Genomic DNA, 23,731 nt, shown 5'->3' on the forward strand with positions numbered 1-23,731 from the left:
CCGATCACGGTTTGACGAGACTGCCCATGCTTGCCTGGCCCGGCTGGACGCGACGCATCAACGAGCATTTCCCGCTGCGCTACCTGACCTGGGCGCTGTGCGGCGTGCTCGCACTGTTCTTCGCGCTGAGCTGGACGGCCGGCCTGACCGACGGGCTGCTCGCGGTGCTGTTCCTGGCACTGACGCTGCTGGGCCTGCGCGACGCTTGGCAGCCCCGCCACTCCATCCTGCGCAACTACCCGGTCATCGGGCACCTGCGCTTCCTGTTCGAGTTCATCCGCCCCGAGATCCGCCAGTACTTCCTGGAGGGCGACAACGAGGCCGCACCGTTCTCGCGGGCGCAGCGCTCCATCGTCTACCAGCGTGCCAAGGGCGACCCCGACCAGCGCCCCTTCGGCACCCAGCTCGACGTGGGCGCGCGCGGCTACGAGTGGATCAACCATTCGCTCGCGCCCACGCACCTGACCAGCCACGACTTCCGCATCACCATCGGCGCCGGCCGGCCGCAGCCCTACTCGGCCAGCGTCTTCAACATCTCGGCGATGAGCTTCGGCGCGCTCAGCGCCAACGCCATCCTGGCGCTGAACAAGGGCGCCAAGATCGGCGGCTTTGCGCACGACACGGGCGAAGGCTCGATCAGCGCACACCACCGCGTGCACGGCGGCGACCTGATCTGGGAGATCGGCTCGGGCTACTTCGGCTGCCGCGGCGACGATGGCAGCTTCAGTGCCGAGAAGTTCGAGGCCGCGGCGCGCGACCCGCAGGTCAAGATGATCGAGCTCAAGCTCAGCCAGGGTGCCAAGCCGGGCCATGGCGGCGTGCTGCCGGGGCCGAAGGTGACCGAGGAAATTGCCGCCGCGCGCGGCGTGCCGGCCGGCGTGTCATGCATCTCGCCGTCGCGGCACAGCGCGTTCTCCACACCGGTGGAGATGATGCTGTTCATCGAGCAGCTGCGCACGCTGTCGGGCGGCAAGCCGACCGGCTTCAAGCTCTGCATCGGCCACCCGTGGGAGTGGTTCGCGCTCGCCAAGGCGATGCTGGAGACCGGCATCACGCCGGACTTCATCGTCGTGGACGGCGCCGAGGGCGGCACGGGCGCGGCGCCGCTGGAGTTCACCAACTACGTCGGGGCGCCGCTGCAGGAAGGGCTGCTGCTGGTGCACAACACGCTGGTGGGGCTGAACCTGCGCGACCAGATCAAGATCGGCTGCGCCGGCAAGGTCACCACCGCGTTCGACATCGTGCGCCTGATGGCGCTGGGCACCGACTGGTGCAACGCGGGGCGCGGCTTCATGTTCGCGCTGGGCTGCATCCAGGCCCAGGCCTGCCACACGGGCCACTGCCCCACGGGCGTGACGACGCAGGATGCGCAGCGCCAGCGCGCCCTCGTCGTGCCCGACAAGGCGCAGCGCGTGGCCAACTTCCACCAGAACACGCTGAAGGCGCTGAAGGAACTCGTCGAGGCGGCCGGCCTGTGCCACCCGCGCGAGATCACGGCGCAGCACATCGTGCACCGGCTGGACAAGCACGAGGTGCGGCTGCTGGCCAACCTGCTGCCCTTCGTCGAGCCCGGCGCGCTGCTGCGCGGCGACCTGCCGCACAACACCTTCCGCATCTACTGGCCGCTGGCCAGCGCGCACAGCTTCGCGCCCCAGGGCGCCATCGAACGCACGCCCTCCTGACCGTCTGGCAACCGCCCGCTTGAGGGGGCGCCGCCCAGGCAGGGGCTATGGACTGTGGATGAAAGGTCAAAGCGCGCACAATCCGCTCCGCTTCCTGTCCGCCATGCCCACCGTCTACCTCCTCCGTCAGAGCGCGCCGACGCTGCAACGCACGCGCTCGCTGCTGCTGCAGGCGCCCGGCGTGGAGCTGGCCGGCAGCAGCCATGTGCTGGCCGATGCGCTGACTGAGATCGCGACCCTGGCGCCCGACATCGTCGCGAGCGACCTGCGGCTGGTTGACAGCCATGCGATGCGCGTCGCGCTGGAACTGGGCCGCATGCCCGTGCGCCCGCAGCTGCTGCTGCTGACGCCCACGGCGGACGACCTGCAGCTCTTCGCGGCGCTGAGTGCCGGTGCGAACGCGTACCACGTGGACGACGGCAACGGCCCGGGACTTGTCCAGGCGTTGACGCGGCTGCATGACCGCCGCGCGATGCTCAGCCCGCAGCTGTCGCGCCAGGCGCTGGCCGCCTTCGGCATCGAGCGCAGCCCGCTCGCCACCGCCCGCCAGGCCCCGGCCGCGCTGGACGCCAGCCCCGCCGGCCGCCAGATCGACCAGGCCAGCCGGCATCTGCTGACGCTGCTGTCGCAAGGCCTGCTGCTGGCCGAGATCGCCGCGCTGTGGACGCTGGAAGCCGCCGAGATCGAGCGCCGCGTGTGGCGCCTCGTACGCCTGCTGCACGTGCGCTCGCGCGAACTCCTGATCGCCTGAGCCGGCGGCGCGGCGCCCGGCCCGGGGGGATCAGGCGGCGATGGGCGCCGTGTCGATGAAGCTCTGGCGCAGCGACAGCTTGTCCATGTGGCGCGCCAGGTTCGGGTGCGCCTCGCGCCAGTGGATCTCCGGGAAGCGGAACGCCAGCCAGCCCAGTGCGCAGCCGACGGCGATGTCGGCCAGCGAGAAATGGTTGCCCGAGCACCAGGCCTTCTCGCCCAGGCCCTGGCTCATCGCGGCCAGCCCGGCCGTGACCTTGGTCAGGTGGCGGTCTATCCACGCCGGGCTGCGCTGCTCCGGCGTGCGGTGCGTCCAGGTGCGCTCCAGTCGCACCAGGATGGCGGCGTCGACGATGCCGTCGGCCAGCGCCTCCCAGGTGCGCACTTCGCAGCGCTCGCGGCCGCGCTCGGGGATGAGCCTGCCCACGGGCGACAGCGTGTCCACGTATTCGACGATGACGCGCGAGTCGAACACCGCGCCGGTGATGGAGTCCTGCCCTTCCATGACCAGGCAGGGCACCTTGCCCAGCGGGTTCATCTTCAGGATGGCGTCGCTGCCCCAGACGTCTTCGAGCACGAACTGGTAGTCGAGCTTCTTCTCGGCCATCACGATGCGCACCTTGCGCACATAGGGGCTGGTGAGAGAGCCGATCAACTTCATCGCGGTCATAGATCAACAGGGGTTACGAATGGCGACGATTCTAGCCAGCGCCCCCTGGTGATCCGCCCTTGAAACCGGCCTGTCGGCTCGTGCCGACAACCGTGCAAGCAGGGGTTGCCAGCGCTGCCCGCGGCGGCGAGAGTGTTGGCCGGTCCGCCGCGACAGACGGCGCCGTTCACAGGGAGATCCCATGCAAGACATCGACGACGCCACGACCGCGGCCGCCCAACCGCCGCCGCCCGCGGCAGCCTCACCATCAGCGGCAGCTGCGCCGCGCGTGCTCTGCATCCGGTTCACCGGCTCGGGCAGCGAGTACTTCCGCATCTGGGCGGTCAACCTGCTGCTCATCCTCGTCACGCTCGGGCTGTACCTGCCCTTCGCCAAGGCGCGGCGCATCCGCTACTTCTATGCGAACACGCGGGTCGATGGACAGGCGCTGAGCTTTCACGGCGACGCCTGGAAGATGTTCCGCGGCTTCATCCTGCTGGTCGTGCTGATGGCCGTCTATAGCGGTGCCGGCCACCTGTCGCCCGCGGCCGCGTTCCCGGCCTTCCTGCTGCTGTGCGCGGTATGGCCGGCGCTGTGGCGGGCCTCGCTGCAGTTCCGGCTGGCCAACACGAGCTGGCGTGGGCTGCGCATGCGCTTCGACGGCTCGCTGGCCGGCGCCTACCTGGCCTGCGCACCCAGCTACCTGCCGGCCATCGCGCTGGTCGGCGGCGCGGCGTTGATCGGCCAGGGCAGCGCAGCCGCCGGGTCGGCAGAGGCGGCCGCCGGGCTCACGCCGGCGATGGCGGTGTATACCGTCGGCGCGCTGTGCCTGGTGTTGTTCACGCCCTGGTCGCTGACGCTGTTCAAGCGCTACCAGCACGACGGCTACCGCATCGCCGGCCAGCATGGCCGCGTGAAGCTGTCGGTCGCGAAGATCTACCTGCTGTCGCTCAAGACCCTCGGCGTGGCCGTGCTGCCCATGATCGTGGCGGGCCTCCTGGTCGCCATGGTGGTCGCGCTGACCCGCGGCGAAGGCGGCCCGGAGCGCGCGCTGCTGAGCAACGTGCTGCTCGGCGTCGGCGTGGGCCTGGGCTACCTGCTGATGTTCGCCGTCGTGCTGCCTTACGGCGCGGCGCGCATGCAGAACCTGGCCTGGAACGGCACGCGCAGCGAAGCGCTGGCCTTCATCAGCCGGCTGCGCTTTCGGGACCTGTTCACGCTGACGCTGAAGAACTGGCTGCTGACCGCGCTGACGCTGGGCCTGTACCGGCCCTTCGCGGCAGTGGCCACGGCGCGGCTGCGGCTGGAGGCCGTCAGCATCGGCTGCGACGACGACCCGGCCGACTGGGTGGCAGCCGCTGGCGCCGGCCATGCCGATGCCACCGGGGACATCGCCGGGGACTTCTTCGGCATCGACATGGGGCTGTGATGCACGCCTTGCCACCCCGCCTGGCTGCCGACTGGTTCGACGGCCGCAGCGCCCGGGCGCAACCGGTGCAGGTGTGGCTGGACGGCGCCACGCTGCACTTTGGCGACCAGACCGCGCCGCTCGCGCGCCTGACCTGGCCCGAACGCCAGCGCCACGGCCAGCGCCATATCCTGCTGCCGGGCGGCGGCCTGCTCAGCTTTGCCGACGGCACCGCCTTCGATGCCTGGGCCCTCGCTTCGGGCCGCGGCGACAGCGTCGTCGTGCGGTGGCAGCAAAGCTGGCGGCTGGCCGCGCTGTCGCTGCTGCTGCTGCTGGCCGCACTGGCGGCCGGCTACCGATGGGGCCTGCCATGGGCAGTGGACACGGCCGTCGCCGCACTGCCGCGTTCCGCCGAGCGCGCACTGGGCGAGCACGTGCTCGACGGGCTGGACGCCGATTGGCTCAAGCCCACGCGGCTGTCCGCCGAGCAGCAACGCGAGCTGCAGCAGCGCTGGGCCGCCGTCGTGGCACGCGCCCGGGCCGGTGCACCGGTGGCGTTGCCCGAGTACTTCGAGATCCACTTCCGCGACGGCGGCAAGGCGCTGGGGCCGAACGCGTTCGCGCTGCCGGGCGGCGACATCGTCGTCACCGATGCGCTGGTGGCGTTGCTGGCCGACGAGCCTGACGCGCTGATGACGGTGCTGGGCCATGAACTCGGCCATGTGCAGCATCGCCACGGCCTGCGGCTGATGCTGCATGCGGGCGCGGTCAGCGTTGTCGCGTCCGTCATCGTGGGCGACTTCTCGGCGCTGCTCGCCGCGGCGCCGGCCGTGCTGGCGGGCAATGCCTACTCGCGCGACAACGAGCGCGAGGCCGACTTCTACGCCCGCGCGCTGGCGCGGGCGGGTGGCGTGGACGCGTCGCGCATGGCCGTCTTCTTCGAGCGCGTGGCCAAAGGGCACGCCAGTGTCGACAACAACCCGGTGGCCATCGCCATCTCCACGCATCCGGCCGATGCCGAGCGCGTGAAGTTCTTCAGCGAGAACTGACGCGCGCGCTGAAAACTAGAATTGCGGGTTTTCCACGACCCGCCGGCCCGCCATGACCACGCCCGACTTCAACCCGATCAGCGCGCTGTCGCCGCTGGATGGCCGCTACGCCGCCAAGGTGGCCGCCCTGCGCCCGCTGCTGTCCGAGTACGGGCTGATGCACCGCCGCGTGCAGGTCGAGGTGGAGTGGTTCATCGCGCTGTCCGACGCCGGCTTCAAGGAATTCAAGCCGCTGTCGTCCGCCGCGCGCTCGCGCCTGCGCCGGCTGGTGAAGAAGTTCAGCGAGGCCGATGCCGAAGAGATCAAGGCCATCGAGCGCACGACCAACCACGACGTGAAGGCCGTGGAGTACTGGATCAAGCGCAGCTTCGAGGGCCAGCCTGAGTTGCAGGCCGCCGGTGAATTCGTGCACTTCGCCTGCACCAGCGAGGACATCAACAACACCAGCCACGCGCTGATGCTGAAGGCCGCGCGCGACGAGGTCATGCTGCCGGCGCTGGACGGCATCGTCGCCACGCTGCGCAAGATGGCGCACCAGTTCGCCGCCGTGCCGATGCTCTCGCGCACGCACGGCCAGACGGCCAGCCCGACGACGGTGGGCAAGGAGATCGCCAACGTCGTCGCACGCCTCGTGACGGCGCGCGCGCGCATCGCGGCCGTCAAGCCGCTGGCCAAGATGAACGGCGCGGTGGGCAACTTCAACGCCCACCTGTCGGCCTGGCCCCGGCATGACTGGGAGGCCTTCAGCAAGACCGTCATCGAGAAGCAGCTGAAGCTGACGTTCAACCCGTACACCATCCAGATCGAGCCGCACGACTACATGGCCGAGCTGTTCGACGCGTTCACGCGCGCCAACACCATCCTGATCGACTGGTCGCGCGACGTCTGGGGCTACATCTCGCTAGGCTACTTCAAGCAGCGCACCAAGGCGGGCGAGATCGGCAGCTCGACGATGCCGCACAAGGTCAACCCCATCGACTTCGAGAACGCGGAAGGCAACTTCGGCCTGGCCAGCGCTGTGCTGACGCACCTCTCGCAGAAGCTGCCCGTGAGCCGCTGGCAGCGCGACCTGACGGACTCCACCGTGCTGCGCAACATGGGCGTGGGCCTGGGCTATGCACTGCTGGGCTACGACTCGCTGGCCAAGGGCCTGGGCAAGCTGGAGGTGAACGAGGCCGCGCTGGCCGACGACCTAGACGCCGCCTGGGAAGTGCTGGCCGAGCCCATCCAGACCGTCATGCGCCGCTTCGGCCTGCCCAACCCCTACGAGCAGCTCAAGGAGCTGACGCGCGGCAAGGCCATCACGCAGGAGTCCCTCCGCGCCTTCATCGAGGGCCTGGACCTGCCCAAGGCCGAGAAGGCGCGCCTGCTGAAGATGACGCCGGGCTCCTACACGGGCCTGGCGCAAGACCTGGCCCGCCGCGTCTAGAGACTCAACCGGAACACCCGGGAGGGCTCGTTGTAGCCCTCCAGCTGTTCCTGGCCCTGCTCGGCGAAGCCCAGCTTCAGCAGCAGCGCCACGCTGGGCGGGTTGTCCAGGGCCGTGATGGCCATCAGCGTCGTCCAGCCCAGCGCTGACTTCGCATGCGCCACGCAGCCGCGCGCGGCCTCCAGCGCGTAGCCGCGGCCCTCGTGCTCGGCCAGCAGCGCGTAGCCGAGGTCGGGCTCGGGCAGCGCGGCGCGCTTGAACAGGCCGCACATGCCGACCAGCTCGCCGCTGCCGTCATCTGTGCGCCGCTGCACGGCCCAGAAGCCGTGCCCCAGCTCGCGGTAGGCCTTGAAGAGCCGGCCCTCGGCCCAGGCCAGCGCGTCGTCGACGTTGCGCACGCCGGGGTCGTTGATGTTGCGCAGCCAGCCCGGCTCGTTGACGAGGCGCAGCAGGAAGGGGGCGTCTTGCGGTGTGAATTCACGCAGCGACAGGCGTTCGGTGTCCAGGATATGCATGAGACAAGACAATAACCGGTCATGCTCCAATCCGCCGCCAGCTGCAAGACCGCCGCCTCTTAAACACGCCTTCATGAGCCTCGCGCCCGACTCCAGCGACAACCCCGCGCTCAGCCAGGCCCTGCGTGAACTGGATGTCATCCTGGCCAATGCCGGCGTGGGCATCGTGTTCCTGAAGTCGCGCATGGTGGTGCGCTGCAACCAGCGCTACGCCGAGATCTTCGGCTTCGGCAGCCCCGAGGCGGCTGTCGGCACGCGCAGCACCGAGCTCTACGAGACCGAGCAGGCCGCGCGCAGCCTGGGCGCGCGCGCCTACCCGGTGCTGTCGGCCGGGGAAACCTTCCGCGGCGAGCAGATGATGCGGCGCCAGGACGGCTCGCTGTTCTGGGCGCACCTGACCGGCCGGCTCATCCATGCCGACGACCCGGCCGATGGCTCCATCTGGATCGTCGACGACATCAGCGAGCGCCGCCAGGCCGACGCCGCGCTGGCGGACCTGCACGCCGAGCAGCAGCTCATCCTCGACCATGCGATGGTGGGCATCGTCTTCCTGCGCGGGCGCCGCGTGACGCGCTGCAACCGCGCGTTCGAGCAGCTGTTCGGCTACGGGCCGGGCGAGCTGGACGGCGCCCTCTCGCGCACCTGGTACCTCAGCGACGAGGACTGGAAGGCGGCCGGCGACCGCTGCTACGAGCCGCTGTCTCGCGGCGACTCCTTCCAGGCCGAGATGCTGCTGGGCCGCAAGGACGGCACGACGGTCTGGTGCGAGGTGCGCAGCAAGGCCATCGACCGCAGCGACCTGTCGCGCGGCTCCATCTGGATCACGCAGGACATCACCGCCCGCAAGCGGGTCGAGCACGACCTGGTGACCGCCAAGCACCAGCTCGAAGCGCTGGTGGAGCAGCGCACACAGCAGCTCAGCCAGACCGTCGCCGAACTGGAACTCAAGATCGCCGAGCAGCAGGCCGCGGAGGCGCGCGCCGAACGCCTGGCGCTGTTCGACCCACTCACGGGGCTGCCCAACCGCCACCTGCTGGCTGACCGCGCCAGCCAGGCCATTGACATCGCGCGCCGCGGCGACGAACCGCTGGCCGTGCTGTTCCTGGACCTGGACCATTTCAAGAACGTCAACGACTCGCTGGGCCACCGCGTCGGCGACTCGCTGCTGGGCCAGCTCGCCGCGCGGCTGCGCGGTGCCGTGCGCGAGCAGGACACGGTCGCGCGCATGGGCGGCGACGAGTTCGTGCTGGTGCTGCCGCAGACCGACATCGCCGGCGCCGCCCACCTCGCCAACAAGCTGATGGCGCTGGCCAGCGCGCCGTTCCAGGTCGGCCCGCAGGAGCTGAACGTCACGCCGTCCATGGGCATCGCGATGTTCCCGACCGATGGCGACGACTTCGACACGCTGTGCAAGTGCGCCGACGCGGCCATGTACCGCGCCAAGAAGGACGGCCGCAACGCCTACCGCTTCTTCACGAGCGAGATGCAGGCCCAGTCGGCCCGCGCGCTGCAGCTGGAGAACGCGCTGCGCCGCGCGCTGGAGCGCCACCAGCTCAGCCTGCACTACCAGCCGCAGTTCGCGCTGGACGACGGCGGTGAGCCCCGCATCGTCGGCGCCGAGGCGCTGCTGCGCTGGCAGCATCCGGAGCTGGGCTGGGTGTCGCCGGCCGAGTTCATCCCGGTCGCCGAGAGCTCCGGCCTCATCCTGCCCATCGGCGAATGGGTGCTGCGCGAAGCGCTGTCGCAGCTCAAGCGCTGGGACGCCGCCGGCCTGCCCGAGCTGACGATGGCCGTGAACCTGTCGGCCGTGCAGTTCCGCCACGACAACCTGCCCGAACTGGTGGGCCGCGTGCTCGCCGAGCTGCACATGCCCGCCCGGCGCCTGGAGCTGGAGCTGACCGAGGGCGCGGCCATGGACAACCCGGCCGTCGCCATCACCGTCATGAACGAACTGCACGCCCGCGGCGTGAAGCTGTCCATCGACGACTTCGGCACCGGCTATTCGTCGCTCAGCTACCTGAAGAAGTTCCGCGTCAGCAAGCTCAAGATTGATCAATCTTTCGTGCGCGACCTGACGGAAGATTCGGAAGACCGCGCCATCGTCGACGCCGTCATCCGCATGGCCGAGGCGCTGGGCCTGCAGACCCTGGCTGAAGGTGTGGAGACCGAGGGGCAGCTCGCCTTCCTGCGCCACCAGGGCTGCCTGGCTGTGCAGGGTTACCTGTTCAGCCGCCCGCTGCCCGCTGCCGCCTTCGCCGAATTCGTGCTGTCCCGCACCGCGACTTCAGTTTCCGTCCTTGCCCTGACATGAGTTTCATTGCCCAGCTCCAAACCCAGTCCCACTCGCGCCTGTGCGTCGGCCTCGACCCCGAGCCGGGCAGGCTGCCGAATGGCTGGGCGGGCGACACGTCCAAGATCTTCGACTTCTGCGCGGCCATCGTCGACGCGACCCACGACCTGGCCTGTGCGTTCAAGCCACAGATCGCCTATTTCGCCGCCTGCCGCGCCGAGGACCAGCTCGAACGGCTGATCGCGCACATCCACGACGTCGCACCCGGCGTGCCCGTCATCCTGGACGCCAAGCGCGGCGACATCGGCTCCACCGCCGAGCAGTACGCCCGCGAGGCCTTCGATCGCTACCAGGCCGACGCCGTGACGCTGTCGCCCTTCATGGGCTTCGACTCCGTCGAGCCCTATCTGCGCTACGAGGGCAAGGGCGCCATCCTGCTGTGCCGCACGTCCAACAAGGGCGGCGACGACTGGCAGATGCAGCGCCTGGCCGACGTGCCGGGCCAGCCCCGCCTGTTCGAGCACTTGGCCTTCCTCGCCGAGACGCAGTGGAACCGCAACGGCCAGCTGGGCCTGGTCGTCGGCGCGACCTATCCGGCCGAGATCGCCCGCGTGCGCGAACTCGCGCCCACGTTGCCGCTGCTGGTGCCCGGCGTCGGCGCGCAGGGCGGCGATGCGGCGGCCGTCGTGCAGGCCGCGGGCCGCAGCGCGCCGCTGATCGTCAGCTCCTCGCGTGCCATCCTCTACGCCGGCAGCGGCGCCGACTTCGCCGAGCGCGCCCGCGCCGTCGCCGAAGCCACCCGACAGACGCTCACCTGACATGGCCCGCGCCGGCGAAGACCTCAGCAGCCTCGTCGGGCACGCAGCACCGCCCGAGCAGCAGCGCGAGCGCCTGCACAGCAGCATGCGCTGGGCCGCCTCGCGGGTGTTCCTGCTGGCGTGCGCGCCCGTCTTCGTGCCGGTGGCGCTGCTGCTGTGGTTCACGCGCCAGCCCGGCGAATGGATGGACGGCCTGGCGCCGCCGGCGCTCGCGCTGCTGATCTCGGCACTGGCCCTGCTGCGCCTGGCCCTGCTGTCGCGCTCGACGCGCCACGAGGAGCAGCCGCTGATCGCGCTGGGCATGCTGGCGCTGGTGCTGGCGCTGCCGGTGGTGGCCGCCGTGTCGCGCGACCTGGGCCTGTGGTCCCTCAGCCTGCCGCTGATGAGCCTCATCGTCGCCTTCGCGACCGGGTTGCTGGGCCTGGGTGCGGGCCTCGCGCTGGCGGGCCTCGCCGGCGCCGCGCTGGCGGGCCTGGCCGTGGGCGAGATGCTGGGCTGGGCCACGCATCCGTCGGCATCGTCCAGCCTGGTGCTGCGCGTCATCCTGCAGTTCGGCCTGCTCGGGTCGGGCCTGATCGCCGGGCTGGGGCTGCTGAAGATGGTGAAGCGCTCGCTGGCCGAAGCCGACGAGCGCACGGCGCGATTCCGCGGCCTGCTGGGCATGGCCGTGGACTGGTACTGGGAGATGGACCGCGAGTTCCGCTTCACGCACGTGGCCGAGGAGCGGCCGGGCAACTCGGGCCTGGATTTGAGCTGCCGCATCGGCAAGACGCCCTGGGACATCGACGGCATGGGGCTGAGCGAGGACGAGCTCGACGCCCACCGCGCCGACCTGGAGTCGCACCGGCCCTTCCACGGCATGGTGGCGCGCCGCACCGGCATCGACGGCAGCCCGCGCTGGGTGTCCATCAGCGGCGAGCCGCGCTTCGACGCCCAGGGCAACTTCCGCGGCTATTGGGGCGTGGGCCGGGACGTGACGCACGAGGTCGCCGCCGAGCAGACCGTGCACGCCACCGAGACGCGCTACCGCGAGCTGTTCCGCCGCTCGCCCAGCCCGCTGGTGCTGCACCGCTGGGGCCGTGTCGTCGATGCCAACCCCGCGGCCATGGCCATGTTCGGCTATGCGCAGCGCTCCAGCATGGTCGGCCAGGACCTGTTCAGCCACTACGAACCCGGCGACGACGAGAGCGCGCGCCAGCAGGCCGCGCGGCTGGAGGGCCTGGCGCCCGGTGCGATGCAGCCGATGGCGGAGTACCGGCTGCGCACGCTGTCGCGGCGCCGGCGCCTCGTGCAGGCCACCAGCGTGCGTGTCGAGACCGCGTCGGGGCCGGCCACGCTGACCTTCTTCACCGACCAGACCGAGCAGAGTCGCGCGCAGGACGCGCTGCGCCGCTCGGAAGGCCTGCTGTCGCACCTGGTCGCCACCAGCCCCGATGTCATCACGCTGACCGAGGCGGACAGCGGCCGCTATGCGATGGTCAACAAGGCGTTCGAGGCGCTCACCGGCTGGAACAGCACCGAGGTGCTGGGCCGCACGTCCGAGGAGATCGGCATCTGGCACAACCCGGCCGACCGCACGGCGGTGCGCGAGGCCATCCGCCGCGACGGCATCGCCAACAACATGCCCATCAACTTCCGCCGCAAGGACGGCGGCGCCGTCTCCATGCTGGTGTCGGTCGCGCCCTTCGAGATGGACGGGCAGAACTACCTGGTGCTGTACGCCCGCGACGTGTCGGAGAGCGAGCGCACGCGGCTCGTGCATGGCGCCATCCTGGAGAACGCCTCCATCGGCATCGCGCTGACGCGCGACCAGCAGTTCGTGCTGGCCAACCCGCGCGTGGAGGCGATGTTTGGCTGGGCCCGCGGCACGCTGATCGGCCAGCACGGCAGCGTCGTCTGGCCGACCGTGGAGGACTGGCAGGCCGTCGGCCGCGACCTCGGCGCACGGCTGGCCGCCGGCGAGCAGGTCGAGGTCGAGCGCACGATGCGCCGCCGCGACGGCTCCACCTTCCTCGCCCGGCTGCTGGCGCAAGTCGTCGACCCGGCGCACCCCAGCCGCGGCGGCACGATCTGGATCATCGAGGACGTGACCGAACGGCGCCGCGTCGAAGCGCAGCTCGCGATGGCCAAGGACGAGGCCCAGGCGGCCAGCCGCGCCAAGAGCGCCTTCCTGGCCAACACCAGCCACGAGATCCGCACGCCGCTCAACGGCCTGCTGGGCCTGGGGCGCCTGGCGCAGCAGCCCGACCTGTCCGAGGCCCAGCGGCGCGACTACCTGGACCAGATGATGGACAGCGCCGAAAGCCTGTCCGGCCTGATCTCCGACATCCTGGACCTGTCCAAGATCGAGGCCGGCCGCCTGACGCTGGAGACCCAGCCCTTCTCGCTGCGCGAGCTGCTCGCGTCCATCCGCCTGGCCTACGTCACGCTCGCGCAGGCGCGCGGCCTGGCCTTCACGCTGGAGATCGACCCGGCGCTGCCCGGCTGGGTCTTCGGCGACCCCCTGCGCACGCGCCAGATCCTGTCCAACTACCTGACCAACGCGCTGAAGTTCACGGCCCATGGCGGCATCACGGTCAGCGTGAAGGCGCTGGCCGTCAACAGCCAGGGCAGCGCCGGCGAATGGGTGCGCGTGGAAGTGCACGACACCGGTGCCGGCATCGCGCCGGAGCAGCAGGCGCGGCTGTTCCAGCCCTTCACGCAGGCCGATGAGTCGAGCACGCGCCGCTTCGGCGGCACGGGCCTGGGGCTGTCCATCTGCCGCGAGCTGGCCACGCTGATGGGCGGCGAGGTCGGCATGCACAGCGCGCCCGGCGAAGGCTCCACCTTCTGGGCCGAGCTGCCGCTGCCGGCCGCGCCCGCGCCGCTGACGCACCAGCCGCGCGAGGCGCGCTCGCCCAGCCCGCCGCAGGAGGCGCTGCACGGCCTGCGCGTGCTGATCGCCGAGGACCACCCCGTCAACATGCTGATCGCCGTGGCCCAGCTGGAGCAGTGGGGCATGGAGGTCGCGCAGGCCAGCGACGGCCGCCAGGCCATCGAAGCCGTGCTGGCGGCGGCCAGCGTGGGCAAGCCCTTCGACATCGTGCTGATGGACGTGCAGATGCCGGTCATGGGCGGGCATGACGCGACGCGCGAGCTGCGCAAGCACTACTCGGCCGAGCAGTTGCCCATCGTCGCGCTGACCGCGGCGGCGCTGGTCTCCGAGCGCGACGACGCCTTCGCGGCCGGCATGAACGACTTCCTGACCAAGCCCATCGACACGCCCAAACTGCACCAGACGCTGCTGCGCTTGACCGCCAAGCGCTGACAATGCCGGCTCCACCGAGGAGACCGCGCTTCATGAACGCTTCCGCGCCCCGCAGCTTCAAGTACTACGACTTGATCATGGCGGCCTTCGTCTGCGTGCTGCTGTGCTCCAACCTGATCGGCGCGGCCAAGGCGGCGCAGCTCACGCTGCCGGTCATCGGCACCGTCACCTTCGGCGCGGACCTGTTCTTCTTCCCGATCAGCTACATCTTTGGCGACATCCTGACCGAGGTCTACGGCTACGGCCGTGACCGCCGCGTCGTCTGGGCCGGCTTCGGCGCGCTGCTGTTCGCGGCCTTCATGGCCTTCGTCGTCGTGCACCTGCCACCGGCCAACAACGACTTCATGGCCGTCTACCAACCGCAGCTGGAGGCCGTGTTCGGCAACACCTGGCGCATCGTCGCCGGCTCCATGGTCGCGTTCGCCTGCGGCAGCTTCGCCAACAGCTTCGTGCTGGCCAAGATGAAGGTGGCGACGAAGGGCCGCTACCTGTGGGCGCGCATCGTCGGCTCCACCGTCGTCGGCCAGTTCGTGGACACCAGCCTCTTCTTCCTGATCGCGTTCTCGGGCATCTGGCCCACCGAGCAGCTGCTGGCCGTCATCGTCACCCAGTACCTCTTCAAGACCATCTGGGAAGCCGTCATGTACCCCGCCACCGCCAAGGCTGTCGCGTTCCTGAAGCGCGTCGAGGGCGTGGACCACTTCGACAGCAGCACCAACTTCAATCCGTTCAGCCTCAAGGTTTGAGCACGCCGCCCAGGCTCGCCTGCTGAACGCGGGCCAGCTTGGGGGCCGCCCGGCGCTCGGCCCGCAAATTCAGACCACGACGAAGGGCACTCGGTACCCTTTGTCGTTGACGGTTAGTTGGCTTACAGCCCGCCTCCGCCGCAACCCCTGGACAGGTAGTCGCTGATCAGCTTGAGCTGGTCGGCGTTGGTCTTGCGCGTCCACGCGGGGCCGTGGGCGTAGTCCTTCAGCACGTGGTATTCCACCGGCTTGCCGGCGGCCTTTGCCTTGTCGACGAACAGTTCCGACTGGATCAGCGGCACGGTCTGGTCCCGGTCGCCGTGGTAGACCATGATCGGGATCTCGATCTTGTCGGCCTTGCTCAACGGGCTCAGGCCACGCACGGTGGGCTCCTGCCCGGACTGGAAGTACGGGTTGGTGAAGAACTTCGCCCAGATGCGCTCGATGTCAGACACGCCGGCTCCGGCGATAGCGCATTTGTAGAGGCCGTTGGGTCGCACCGAGGCAGCGAAGGCCGCGTAGCCGCCATACGAGAAGCCGAACATGGCGACGCGCTTGGGGTCGGCCAGTTTCTCGCCGACCAACCATTTGACGCCGTCGTCCTTGTCGTCTTGCATCTTGCCGCCCCACTCGCGGTCGCCTGCGAACCACAGCGTGCGGCCCCATCCCTGCGAGCCGCGGTACTGCGGCTGGAGCACGACGCGACATTGAGACACCAGCATCGGCACCCAGCCCGAACGGTCGTAGTCCATCGTGTCACGCGCCCATGGGCCACCGTGTGGATGGATGACCGTGGCGTAGGGGCCTGGTCCACACAGCTGCGGGTTGGGCACCGTCAGGTAGGCGGGGATGTTCAGGCCGTCGCGTGCCTTGTAGTAGACGAGGCGGGCGGTGCCGAGGGCGCGCCTGTCCACTTCCGGGAACTCCTTGGCCAGCAACTGGATGTTCTGGCCGCGCAGCAGGTAGTGTTCGGTCGGGTAGGTCGAGCCGCTGACGCGGATCAGGTAGGTCGGCGTCTCGCCGGCCACGTACTGCACCACGCGCACGGACACGCCGTCGAAGGAGCGGATCTCAGCGCGGTCGTTGCTGCCCACGCTGCGCAGTTCTTGCTGTATCTCCTTGATGCCGAGTGCTTGAGCGATGCCGCGCACGGCGGACTCCATCTTCGGATTTTCCCAGTGCTCGTCGTTGCCCTGGTGACCGTCCAGCGCGAAGCCGTCGAAGCCCTCGTCATTGGGGGCGTCGTCGTTGCGGAACGAGCGCACGCCGGTCGCGTCGAAGAACTTGTGCTCGAACAGGGTCTCTGCCACCTTGCGGGCGGCGATGTCGTATTCGTACAGGCCGGTGACTTCCCGGCCGACGTTGCTGCGGATGATGGCCGTGCCCGCCTTGGCGCCTGGGGCGACGACGTCGACGACGTCGCGGTTCTTCACATAGCTGCGGAAGTGTTCCTCCCACGTACCGTCCTTGCTGCGGAAGTCGATGGCCGTGAACGCGCCCTGGCCATCGCTGCCCAGGCGCTGCTTGGCCCAGACCAGACCGGCCGAATTGACGAACACGCGAGCATCGGACTCGCTCAGCCGCATGATGCGCGAGGCCTTGGCGGTGCGCAGGTTGTAGCGGTAGATGTCACGGCTGTCGCCGCGCGTGTCGCTTTCCAGGATGACGCTGTCGGGGTCGCCAAGCAGGCGGTTCAGCACCGTGGGGTTGGCCAGTGCCGCCGCCTTCTTGGCGATCTCGGAGCGGGCGATATCGGCAGACGCCATCGGCTCGATCCAGTTCTTGCCCTCGAGGTCGGTGAACAGCAGCTTGTTGATGAAGGTCTTGGTGACCTCGTTGGCGCGCAGGTCGTAGGGCTGCGTCATCTCGACCTGCAGCATGTCGTTCTTCAGGAACGACGCGCTGCGAATCTGCATGCTCGTGGAGCCGATGACCGTCGGCCTGCCCGCCAGCTCGGCCAGCTTCCAGACGACGATGGTGCGTGTGTCGCCCTGGCTCTGGAGGGCGAGCATGTGCTTGCCGTCGGGCGAGATGCGAAAGCCCGTCATGCTGGGGAATTGCGCCAGCGTCTCGAGAGTCGGAACGCGGATGGGCGGGTCGGCGGCCTGCACGGTGTGGCAGGTCGCCAGCGCAGCACCTGCGACGGCGATCAGCCGGCTCAGGGTGTTCAAGTAGCTTTTCATGCGAATCACACTTAAAAAAAAGCCCCGGCAACCCACGGGCTGCCAGGGCATCAGAGCGCTAGGCGATTAGAACGTCTTGGAGACGTTCATGAAGAAGCGGCGACCCAAGTAGTCGTAGCCGCTGTACAGAGGCGCATTGCCGACGCGGTTGGCGAAGCCTTGCGAGATCGTGGGCGGCGTCTTGTCACCGATGTTGCGCACACCAACCGTGGTCTTCCACTTACTCACCGAGTCGCTGTAGGACAGCGACAGCGAGTGCAGGAAGTAGTTGGGCGTGCGCATCTGGTAGATGCTCGTGGCAGGGTCATACGTCGCCGCCTGGGCAGCCGACGTGCTGCGGCGTTGGTAGTACTCGTAGCTCGAAGTCTTACCGACCCATTCCATGCCGTAATAGGCCGTCCAACCCTTCACGGCATAGTTGACGTCAAAGGCACCGGACCAACGCGGGATGCCGACGCGGCCGTTGCTCTCGGTCAGCGGGTCGGTAGTGAACAGCCTGCTGGCTTGCGAGTGGTACTCGGTGGCCGACAGATTCACACGCAGCTTGCCAATGCCAACATCGTTCGTATAGCGGATGTTGTATTCGTAGCCGCGCGCGACGTCGGTCGACAGGTTGATGTAGCTGTTGTTGACCGACAGCGCGTTGGTCGTCGCGTTTCTCGTGACCAAGTTGCAGTAGCCGCCACCCTTGCGGAATGCCGGGTCGTCATAGCACAGAGCCAGGATGCTGGCGGTGCCAATCTGCGCAACGCCGTTGTCGACCTTGACGTCGAAGCGGTCCAGGGCGATGGACACGTCACCCCAGCCGGTCGGCAGCGTCGGTTGCAGGATCACACCCCATGAAGAGTTCTTCGAGGTTTCTGCGGCCAGGCCCGAATCGCGACCACCCTTGGTGATCGAAGTGATGCTCTGGGTTTGCGAGAACGTGGCCGGCAGACCTTCGCTGGCGCAGTTCGTGGCGCGAACCGAGCCCGGGGTGGGCGTGTTGCAGGGGTCGCCCGACTGGTTCAGGAAGCCCGTCGTCGCACCCACGAACTGCTCGAACAGCGCAGGCGCGCGGTAAGAAGTACCGTTGGTGCCGCGCAGCGAGATCCAGCTGGCCGGCGCCCACAGTGCACCGATCTTGTAGGTCGAGCCCGAGCCGTAGGACTTGTAGTCCGCACGGCGCGCGGAGCCGTTCAGCGTCAGGTCCTTGGCCAGCGGCAGATCCTTCAGCAGCGGCACTTCGATTTCGGCGAACACGTCGGTCGCGTTGTCGCTGCCACGGGTCGGCGTGGAAGACGTGAAGTTGTAGATGTTGGCGGTCTGCTGGTCGACGGACGGGGTGTCGTCGATGGACATGCGGCGGAATTCAGCGCCGATGGCGCCCTTCACGTCGCCGTAGGGCAGCTTGAAGAGTTTGCCGGTCGTTGATGCCGACACGATGTCTTCCTTGTACTTCGTCATGCCGGTGAAATTGTCATAGACGAAGCCCAGCCAGGCGGCTGGCAGCTGGCCACCCACGACGGCCGACGTCAGTGCCGGTGCGGCGACGCAACCGTTGGCCGTGTTGGCGCAGGCGAAGCTGCTGCCGCTGGCCACGACATTCATGCTCTGCGACAGGCGGTCCGTGCGGAAGCCGTCAAACACGTACTTGCCCTTGCTTTCGGCGTGCTGGACCGAGATGTCATAGTCCCAGTTGATCTTGGCGAACGAGCCACGCAGGCCGGCCACGGCGCGCGTGAAGTCCACGGCCTGGCTGGAATAGCTGTTGCCGGCGCCGATGAAGGCGCGCACACCGGTGGCTTGGCCGTTGGTCATCAGCGAACCGCCAGCCGCCAGGAAGGTGCTGAACTGCAGGTTCGCCGGGATCAGCGGGCTGCCCTTGGTGTAGTCCATCGACAGCTGGCGGAAGCCGACCTGCGACGAATCGCGCCGGTTGAACAGCAGTTCCCAGTAAGCTTCTGCATCGCCGCCCAGCGCGGGCACGTCGAAGGCGCCTTGGGCGTACAGGTTGTGGTTGCGCACCGGCGACATCACCGTGTTGTTCATCACGCGCGGGTCGAAGGTGTCACGGACGTTCAGGTTGTTGCTGCCGCCGCCCACACCTTCCCAGCCGGCCAGACCAGTGGTCACGGCCGAGTTCGGACGCCAGCGGTTGAAACTGGTGCCCACCGAGCCCGCAGCGCCGACGCCGGTGGTCGTGGCGGTGCCCAGGGTGTTGATGGTCACGCCGTTCGAGCCCGTGCCCGTGATCGGGTAGCACTTGGCCTTGCCGGTCTGCGGGTCGATGAAGTCACCGCTGCCCCAGGCGCCGACGACACCGTTCACGCTGGTGCGCAAGGAATCGGTGTTGCAACGCGTCCAATCACGCTGACCCAGGGTCATGCGCGTGTTCTCGTTGAAGTTGTATGAGACCAGGAAGCGCGAATGGTCGTTGACCATGCCGCCTGCGGCAGAGAAGTTGTAGGCGTTGCCGCCGCCATGCTCGGTCTGAGAGAGCGAGGCGTCGAGGCGGATACCGGTCAGGTCCTTCTTGGTGATGATGTTGATCACACCGGCCACGGCGTCGGAGCCGTAGATGGAGGACGCGCCGTCCTTCAGCACTTCGATGCGATCGACGATGGCGTTGGGCAGCGTGTTCAGGTCAGCCGCGCCAACAGAACCGCGCGTGCCCGAGGGCGACATGCGGCGACCGTTCAGCAGCACCAGCGAGCGCGTCGGGGCAAAGCCGCGCAGGCCGACGGTGTTGGCGCCGGGGCCGCCATCGGTGACGTAGCCGCCGAAGGCGTTGTTGATCTGACCTGCGCCGCCCGTCACTGACGTGCTTTGCAGGATTTGTGCCGTAGAAGTGAAGCCTGCCAGCGCCGCATCTTCATTCTTGATAACCTGGATAGGTGCAGGGGAACTGAACACATCTCGCTTGATGCGAGAACCGGACGTAACGACAACGGTATCCAGCTTCTGCGTGGCTTCATTTTCGCGCGCCGGAGACTCGGCTACCGTAACCGGCTTATTTTCAGCAGCAGTCTGCTGGGCTGCCGCGTTTTGCGTGATGATCAAACCGAGAACAGCCAAGGCGACAGGTTTGCGCACAGGCTTGTAACTGGAGAAATAGTTTTTCATAAAGGCTCCAACAAAAAGAGGCTGCTGAGATGCTTGTGCGCTTCGTTTCGAAGGACGGCAAACCTCAGCAACGAAACTTCATGCTAGGGGGGTGGATCGACCTGAAACTTGCTGTTCCTTGAACATGAGGACATCTCCGGGGCTTTTTGCTCCCAATGCGGGGTCAAATTGTTGCGAAACAGCAACGATCTGCTCTCTCGTACGCGGGCAGCCTTGCGGCTCAGCAAATGAGCTTGTTTCATCATCCCAATAGAAAAATGAAATTTTGTTTCTCATTGCGCGTCTGAAATCTATCCGTAAAAAGCAGGCGCGCACATCGTTGCGATGTCACTGCACATCGCTGAAATCAAGGCATCGAGCAACAAGAAATTCAATATCGGCGTCAGATTGAAGCGACACTGAACTTACGCCAGATGGCGTTGCGTTTAGAGCTCGAAGCCTTGAAGGTAAAAACCTCTAGCTCGCGCGTGAGCAGTGCTGATCCCGAAATTGGCGTGTGATCCAAGTCTCAGATCAGGTCGTCGCTGATGTAACGCTCTGCGTGCCTCGGTTTCTTCAATGCGGCCCAGGTACAGATGGTTGTGGTTTGTGCAGACGTTCCTTTACTTCGAAAATATCGGGATGAGTTTCAATCCTGCATCCGATCTTCTCTTCGCGCTGCTGCCCGACAGCGGCATCGCGCCCGACGGTCCCGACACCGTGGCGCCGCTGGCCGCCGCGCTGCATGCGCAATACCCCAACGCAGTCACGCTGACGCTGCACCCGCCGCTGCGCGACGCCGAAGGCCGCTGCCGCTGGTGGGCGGGCGACGCACCCAGCGCCGACGGCCTGGCTGCCGCGCTGCCGCACCTGAGCCAGCGGCTGCGCGGGGAGGCCGCCAAGCTCGGCCTGCCCTGGCAGCGCGTGGCGCTGGCCGGTGTGGGCGACGGCGCGCTGCTGGCGCTGGAGGCGGTGCAGGCCGAAGCCGCGCTGGCGGGCCGCGTGCTGGCCTTTGCCGGCGGCTATTTCGCCCGTCCCGAGCACGCGCCGCAGGACGTCTGCGTGCACCTGCTGCACGGCCTGGCAGACGAGCGCTTCCCGTACCGCCATGTCGTCGATGCCGCGCAGACGCTCGTGGACCTGGGTGCCGACGTGACCGCCGACCTGCTGCCTCACCTGGACCACGGCCTGCACCCGGCACTGATCGACAAGGCCATGGCGCAGCTGCGCACCTTCATCCCGGCGCGGCTGTGGCGCGAGGCGGTGATCGCGGCGCAAGAGGACGAACGGGCGGCGAGCTGACCCGGCCCGCCGCCGGGTCGATGCCGGCCGCGCCAGCAGCCGGCGCCATTGACGATTACCCTTGGGCCATTGCAGTCAGGGACACGTCAACGGATGGACAACCTCGATCTCAGCGTGCTGCGCACGGCCGCCGGCTGGCGGGCCGAATCGCGCGGCGTCGTGCTGGGCACGATCACGCGCACCTGGGGCTCGGCGCCGCGGCCGGTGGGCTCGCTGGTGGCCGTGCGGGACGACGGACAGATCGCCGGCTCGGTATCGGGCGGCTGCATCGAGGACGACCTGGTCGCCCAGCTGCGCGCCGGCAGCCTGGCCATCAGCAGGCCGACGCCGCTGCGCTACGGCGTCGGCGCGGAGGAGGCGCGCCGCTTCGGCCTGCCCTGCGGCGGCACGCTGGAGCTGATGCTGGAGCCGCTGGGCCCGCAGTCGGCCGTGGACGAGCTGCTGGTGCGGCTGACGCGCGGCGAGCGCGTGCGCCGCACGCTGGACCTGGCCACCGGCGCGGCGACGCTGGCCGACGCGCAGCCCGGCGCGGACATGCTGACGCTGACCGCCACCGAACTCGTCAGCCACCATGGCCCGCAATGGCGGCTGCTGGTCATCGGTGCCGGCCAGATGACCGACTACCTCGCGAAGATGGCGCTGGCGCTGGGCTACGGCGTCACCGTGTGCGACCCGCGTGCCGAGTACGCCGACGGCTTCGACCTGCCCGGCGTGACGCTCACGCGCGACATGCCCGACGACGTGGTCACCGCCTTCCGGCCCGATGGCGCGACGGCCATCGTGGCCCTCACGCATGACCCCAAGCTCGACGACCTGGCGCTGATGGAGGCGCTGGGCAGCCCGGCGTTCTACGTCGGCGCCATCGGCTCGCGCATCAACCAGGGCAAGCGCCGCGCGCGGCTGGCCGAGCATTTCGGCCTGACCGGCGCGCAACTCGACCGCCTGCACGGCCCGGTGGGGCTGGACATCGGCGCGCGCACGCCGCCCGAGATCGCCCTGAGCATCCTGGCCGAGATGACCGCCGTGCGCTACCGCGCCGCAGGCGCGACCGCCGAGACCGGCTGCGCCGTCTGACCGGCCGACGCCGGCGGCGGCGCCGTCACTTCATCGTGTACCCACGCCCATCCATGCAGGCCTCGACGGCGCGGTTGAAGATGCTGGCATCGGCCTGCGCATTGGGTTGCGTCGTGGCCCAGCGGTTGCAGTCGCGGCGGTCGTTCTCCAGCTGCTCGGGCGACTGGCCGTTGCGCGGGTAGATGACCGGTTCGGGCCGCGGCGGCGGGGCGGGCGGTGCCTGCACAACCTGCGCCGTGGCCGCTTCGGGCGGCGGCGGCGCCACCACGTAGCCGTCCGGCACGGGGCGGTAGTACACGCCGTTGGCGTAGTAATAGGGCAGGCCGCCGAGCGTCAGCGTCACATAGGCCGGCGGCAGCACCGGGATGATGAGCCCGAACGACGGCTGCACGACGCGGTAGCTGGACCCATACGGCCGGTACCAGACGCCGCCGTGGAACCAGTAGCGGCCCGGGCCGGCGCCGACGATCGTCGCGCCGTAGGGCACGGCCGGCGCGACGTAGCCGGGCGCAGGGTAATAGTGGTCGTGGTGGTAGCGGCCGTCGAACACCATGCCGATGTTGACGCGGGCGCGCACGTCGGCGTGGGCGGCCGGCGCGGCCAGTGCGGCGCCCAGCGAGAGCAGGGCGGCGGCGGTGCAATGGAGCAGTGTCTTCATCGTCTTCAACCGGAAGCGGCAGATGGTTTTCCAACGCCGCCAGACTGGGCCGCGTGGACTGCGGCGGCGTTGCGGCAACGTAAAGTTCCGGCACCGTCCCCGCCACCCCGCCGCCGCCCATGATCGAACTGCACTACTACCCCAGCAACGCCAGCTTCGCGCCCCACCTGCTGCTGGAGGAAATGGGCATCCCCTACACGCTGCGCGAGGTGGACCGCGCGAACAACGCGCACAAGTCGCCCGAGTACCTGAAGCTCAACCCGAACGGCCTGATCCCGACGCTGGTGGACGGCGACCTGGTGCTGTACGAGACAGCCGCCATCCTGATGCATCTGGCCGACTGCCACCCCGGCTTTGCGCCTGCACCCGGCACGCCGCAGCGCGCGCAGTACTACAAATGGATGGTGTGGCTGACCAACACGCTGCAGGCCATGCTGATCCACTATTTCTACCCGGACCGCATGGCCACGGACGCGGCCGAGGTGAAGGCCCGCGCGGAGGCACAGGTCGCCCCGATGCTGGACCAGCTGGACGCCGAGCTGGCGCGCCACGGCGGCGACTGGTTCCTCGGCGCGCACTTCACGGCCGTGGACCCGCTGGTGTTCATGCTGTGCCGCTGGACGCGCATGCAGGCCAGGCCCGCCAAGACGCGGCCGGCGCTGGGCGCCTACCTGAAGCGCGTGCTCGACCGGCCCGCCACGCAGCGCGTCGTGGCCAAGGAAAAGCTGGCCGACCCCGTCTACTGAAGCTTGGCGCGGGCCGCCGCGCCAGCTCGCAGCGCCGCCCA

The 23,731-nt window shown here is 68.7% G+C and carries 17 protein-coding genes; 12 read left to right on the forward strand and 5 right to left on the reverse strand.

Annotation, left to right across the window (positions count from 1 at the left end):
* Window positions 1-26: 26 nt before the first annotated feature.
* Both ACO07H_RS04155 and ACO07H_RS04160 read left to right on the forward strand, forming a co-directional pair.
* Complete coding sequence (locus tag ACO07H_RS04155; RefSeq protein WP_422011414.1) at window positions 27-1,682, forward strand: FMN-binding glutamate synthase family protein; 1,656 nt, start codon at window positions 27-29, stop codon at window positions 1,680-1,682.
* Window positions 1,683-1,785: 103 nt separating this feature from the next.
* Entirely contained in the window at window positions 1,786-2,433 is a 648-nt protein-coding gene (locus tag ACO07H_RS04160; RefSeq protein WP_422011416.1) for a hypothetical protein, read from the forward strand.
* A gap of 30 nt (window positions 2,434-2,463) precedes the next feature.
* Here the strand turns inward: ACO07H_RS04160 and ACO07H_RS04165 are convergent, their stop codons facing one another.
* Window positions 2,464-3,093 (reverse strand): glutathione S-transferase family protein, encoded by a 630-nt coding sequence (locus ACO07H_RS04165; RefSeq protein ID WP_422011418.1) that lies wholly within the window; start codon window positions 3,091-3,093, stop codon window positions 2,464-2,466.
* 190 nt (window positions 3,094-3,283) lie between these two features.
* On the opposite strand from ACO07H_RS04165, the gene ACO07H_RS04170 reads away from it, so the two are divergent.
* The 3 genes from ACO07H_RS04170 to purB are packed head-to-tail and all read left to right on the forward strand — an operon-like array spanning window position 3,284 to window position 6,967.
* Window positions 3,284-4,510, forward strand: coding sequence for a YjgN family protein (locus tag ACO07H_RS04170; protein WP_422011420.1), 1,227 nt, complete (start codon window positions 3,284-3,286; stop codon window positions 4,508-4,510).
* The gene (locus ACO07H_RS04175; protein ID WP_422011422.1) at window positions 4,510-5,538 is read left to right on the forward strand and encodes a M48 family metallopeptidase; all 1,029 of its coding nucleotides are present in this window, start codon (window positions 4,510-4,512) and stop codon (window positions 5,536-5,538) included. The genes ACO07H_RS04170 and ACO07H_RS04175 overlap by 1 nt, the downstream gene beginning before the upstream one ends.
* Before the next feature lie 52 nt (window positions 5,539-5,590).
* Window positions 5,591-6,967 carry an adenylosuccinate lyase gene (gene purB, locus ACO07H_RS04180; protein WP_422011424.1) on the forward strand — a complete coding sequence of 459 codons (1,377 nt, stop codon included), beginning with the start codon at window positions 5,591-5,593 and terminating at the stop codon, window positions 6,965-6,967.
* Here purB and ACO07H_RS04185 read toward each other — a convergent pair.
* Window positions 6,964-7,482 carry a GNAT family N-acetyltransferase gene (locus ACO07H_RS04185; protein ID WP_422011426.1) on the reverse strand — a complete coding sequence of 173 codons (519 nt, stop codon included), beginning with the start codon at window positions 7,480-7,482 and terminating at the stop codon, window positions 6,964-6,966. The two genes, purB and ACO07H_RS04185, sit on opposite strands and share 4 nt — an antisense overlap.
* 73 nt (window positions 7,483-7,555) lie before the next feature.
* Between ACO07H_RS04185 and ACO07H_RS04190 the strand changes: the two genes are divergently transcribed.
* The 4 genes from ACO07H_RS04190 to ACO07H_RS04205 are packed head-to-tail and all read left to right on the forward strand — an operon-like array spanning window position 7,556 to window position 14,643.
* Window positions 7,556-9,793 carry a putative bifunctional diguanylate cyclase/phosphodiesterase gene (locus tag ACO07H_RS04190; protein ID WP_422011428.1) on the forward strand — a complete coding sequence of 746 codons (2,238 nt, stop codon included), beginning with the start codon at window positions 7,556-7,558 and terminating at the stop codon, window positions 9,791-9,793.
* A complete protein-coding gene (pyrF, locus tag ACO07H_RS04195; protein WP_422011430.1) occupies window positions 9,790-10,590 on the forward strand; it encodes an orotidine-5'-phosphate decarboxylase in 801 nt (266 codons plus the stop codon). The genes ACO07H_RS04190 and pyrF overlap by 4 nt, the downstream gene beginning before the upstream one ends.
* A gap of 1 nt (window position 10,591) precedes the next feature.
* Window positions 10,592-13,897: a PAS domain S-box protein gene (locus tag ACO07H_RS04200; RefSeq protein ID WP_422011432.1), complete on the forward strand. Its 3,306-nt coding sequence runs from the start codon at window positions 10,592-10,594 to the stop codon at window positions 13,895-13,897.
* A gap of 2 nt (window positions 13,898-13,899) precedes the next feature.
* Window positions 13,900-14,643: a queuosine precursor transporter gene (locus ACO07H_RS04205; protein WP_422011434.1), complete on the forward strand. Its 744-nt coding sequence runs from the start codon at window positions 13,900-13,902 to the stop codon at window positions 14,641-14,643.
* A 122-nt stretch (window positions 14,644-14,765) separates the two neighbouring features.
* On the opposite strand, the gene ACO07H_RS04210 is transcribed toward ACO07H_RS04205, so the two are convergent.
* Entirely contained in the window at window positions 14,766-16,814 is a 2,049-nt protein-coding gene (locus ACO07H_RS04210; RefSeq protein ID WP_422011436.1) for an alpha/beta hydrolase family protein, read from the reverse strand.
* 78 nt (window positions 16,815-16,892) lie between these two features.
* Window positions 16,893-19,931: a TonB-dependent receptor domain-containing protein gene (locus ACO07H_RS04215; RefSeq protein WP_422011438.1), complete on the reverse strand. Its 3,039-nt coding sequence runs from the start codon at window positions 19,929-19,931 to the stop codon at window positions 16,893-16,895.
* Between the two features lie 621 nt (window positions 19,932-20,552).
* On the opposite strand from ACO07H_RS04215, the gene ACO07H_RS04220 reads away from it, so the two are divergent.
* Both ACO07H_RS04220 and ACO07H_RS04225 read left to right on the forward strand, forming a co-directional pair.
* Complete coding sequence (locus ACO07H_RS04220) at window positions 20,553-21,212, forward strand: esterase (protein WP_422011440.1); 660 nt, start codon at window positions 20,553-20,555, stop codon at window positions 21,210-21,212.
* 93 nt (window positions 21,213-21,305) lie between these two features.
* Entirely contained in the window at window positions 21,306-22,286 is a 981-nt protein-coding gene (locus ACO07H_RS04225; RefSeq protein WP_422011442.1) for an XdhC family protein, read from the forward strand.
* Window positions 22,287-22,311: 25 nt separating this feature from the next.
* Here ACO07H_RS04225 and ACO07H_RS04230 read toward each other — a convergent pair whose 3' ends face one another.
* On the reverse strand, window positions 22,312-22,944 hold the full coding sequence (locus ACO07H_RS04230; RefSeq protein ID WP_422011443.1) for a DUF6515 family protein: 633 nt from the start codon (window positions 22,942-22,944) through the stop codon (window positions 22,312-22,314).
* Window positions 22,945-23,063: 119 nt separating this feature from the next.
* Between ACO07H_RS04230 and ACO07H_RS04235 the strand changes: the two genes are divergently transcribed.
* Entirely contained in the window at window positions 23,064-23,690 is a 627-nt protein-coding gene (locus ACO07H_RS04235) for a glutathione S-transferase family protein (protein WP_422011445.1), read from the forward strand.
* Window positions 23,691-23,731: the final 41 nt, after the last annotated feature.

The organism is Roseateles sp. (assembly GCF_965229315.1).
In the GTDB taxonomy this organism is placed as follows: Bacteria; Pseudomonadota; Gammaproteobacteria; order Burkholderiales; family Burkholderiaceae_C; genus Pelomonas.

Bases quoted from the DNA above. Each gene is read 5' to 3' on its own strand.
- ACO07H_RS04155 (WP_422011414.1), top strand. From the start codon at position 27: ATGCTTGCCTGGCCCGGCTGGACGCGACGCATCAACGAGCATTTCCCG.
- ACO07H_RS04160 (WP_422011416.1), top strand. From the start codon at position 1,786: ATGCCCACCGTCTACCTCCTCCGTCAGAGCGCGCCGACGCTGCAACGC.
- ACO07H_RS04165 (WP_422011418.1), bottom strand. From the start codon at position 3,093: ATGAAGTTGATCGGCTCTCTCACCAGCCCCTATGTGCGCAAGGTGCGC.
- ACO07H_RS04170 (WP_422011420.1), top strand. From the start codon at position 3,284: ATGCAAGACATCGACGACGCCACGACCGCGGCCGCCCAACCGCCGCCG.
- ACO07H_RS04175 (WP_422011422.1), top strand. From the start codon at position 4,510: ATGCACGCCTTGCCACCCCGCCTGGCTGCCGACTGGTTCGACGGCCGC.
- purB (WP_422011424.1), top strand. From the start codon at position 5,591: ATGACCACGCCCGACTTCAACCCGATCAGCGCGCTGTCGCCGCTGGAT.
- ACO07H_RS04185 (WP_422011426.1), bottom strand. From the start codon at position 7,482: ATGCATATCCTGGACACCGAACGCCTGTCGCTGCGTGAATTCACACCG.
- ACO07H_RS04190 (WP_422011428.1), top strand. From the start codon at position 7,556: ATGAGCCTCGCGCCCGACTCCAGCGACAACCCCGCGCTCAGCCAGGCC.
- pyrF (WP_422011430.1), top strand. From the start codon at position 9,790: ATGAGTTTCATTGCCCAGCTCCAAACCCAGTCCCACTCGCGCCTGTGC.
- ACO07H_RS04200 (WP_422011432.1), top strand. From the start codon at position 10,592: ATGGCCCGCGCCGGCGAAGACCTCAGCAGCCTCGTCGGGCACGCAGCA.
- ACO07H_RS04205 (WP_422011434.1), top strand. From the start codon at position 13,900: ATGCCGGCTCCACCGAGGAGACCGCGCTTCATGAACGCTTCCGCGCCC.
- ACO07H_RS04215 (WP_422011438.1), bottom strand. From the start codon at position 19,931: ATGAAAAACTATTTCTCCAGTTACAAGCCTGTGCGCAAACCTGTCGCC.
- ACO07H_RS04220 (WP_422011440.1), top strand. From the start codon at position 20,553: ATGAGTTTCAATCCTGCATCCGATCTTCTCTTCGCGCTGCTGCCCGAC.
- ACO07H_RS04225 (WP_422011442.1), top strand. From the start codon at position 21,306: ATGGACAACCTCGATCTCAGCGTGCTGCGCACGGCCGCCGGCTGGCGG.
- ACO07H_RS04230 (WP_422011443.1), bottom strand. From the start codon at position 22,944: ATGAAGACACTGCTCCATTGCACCGCCGCCGCCCTGCTCTCGCTGGGC.
- ACO07H_RS04235 (WP_422011445.1), top strand. From the start codon at position 23,064: ATGATCGAACTGCACTACTACCCCAGCAACGCCAGCTTCGCGCCCCAC.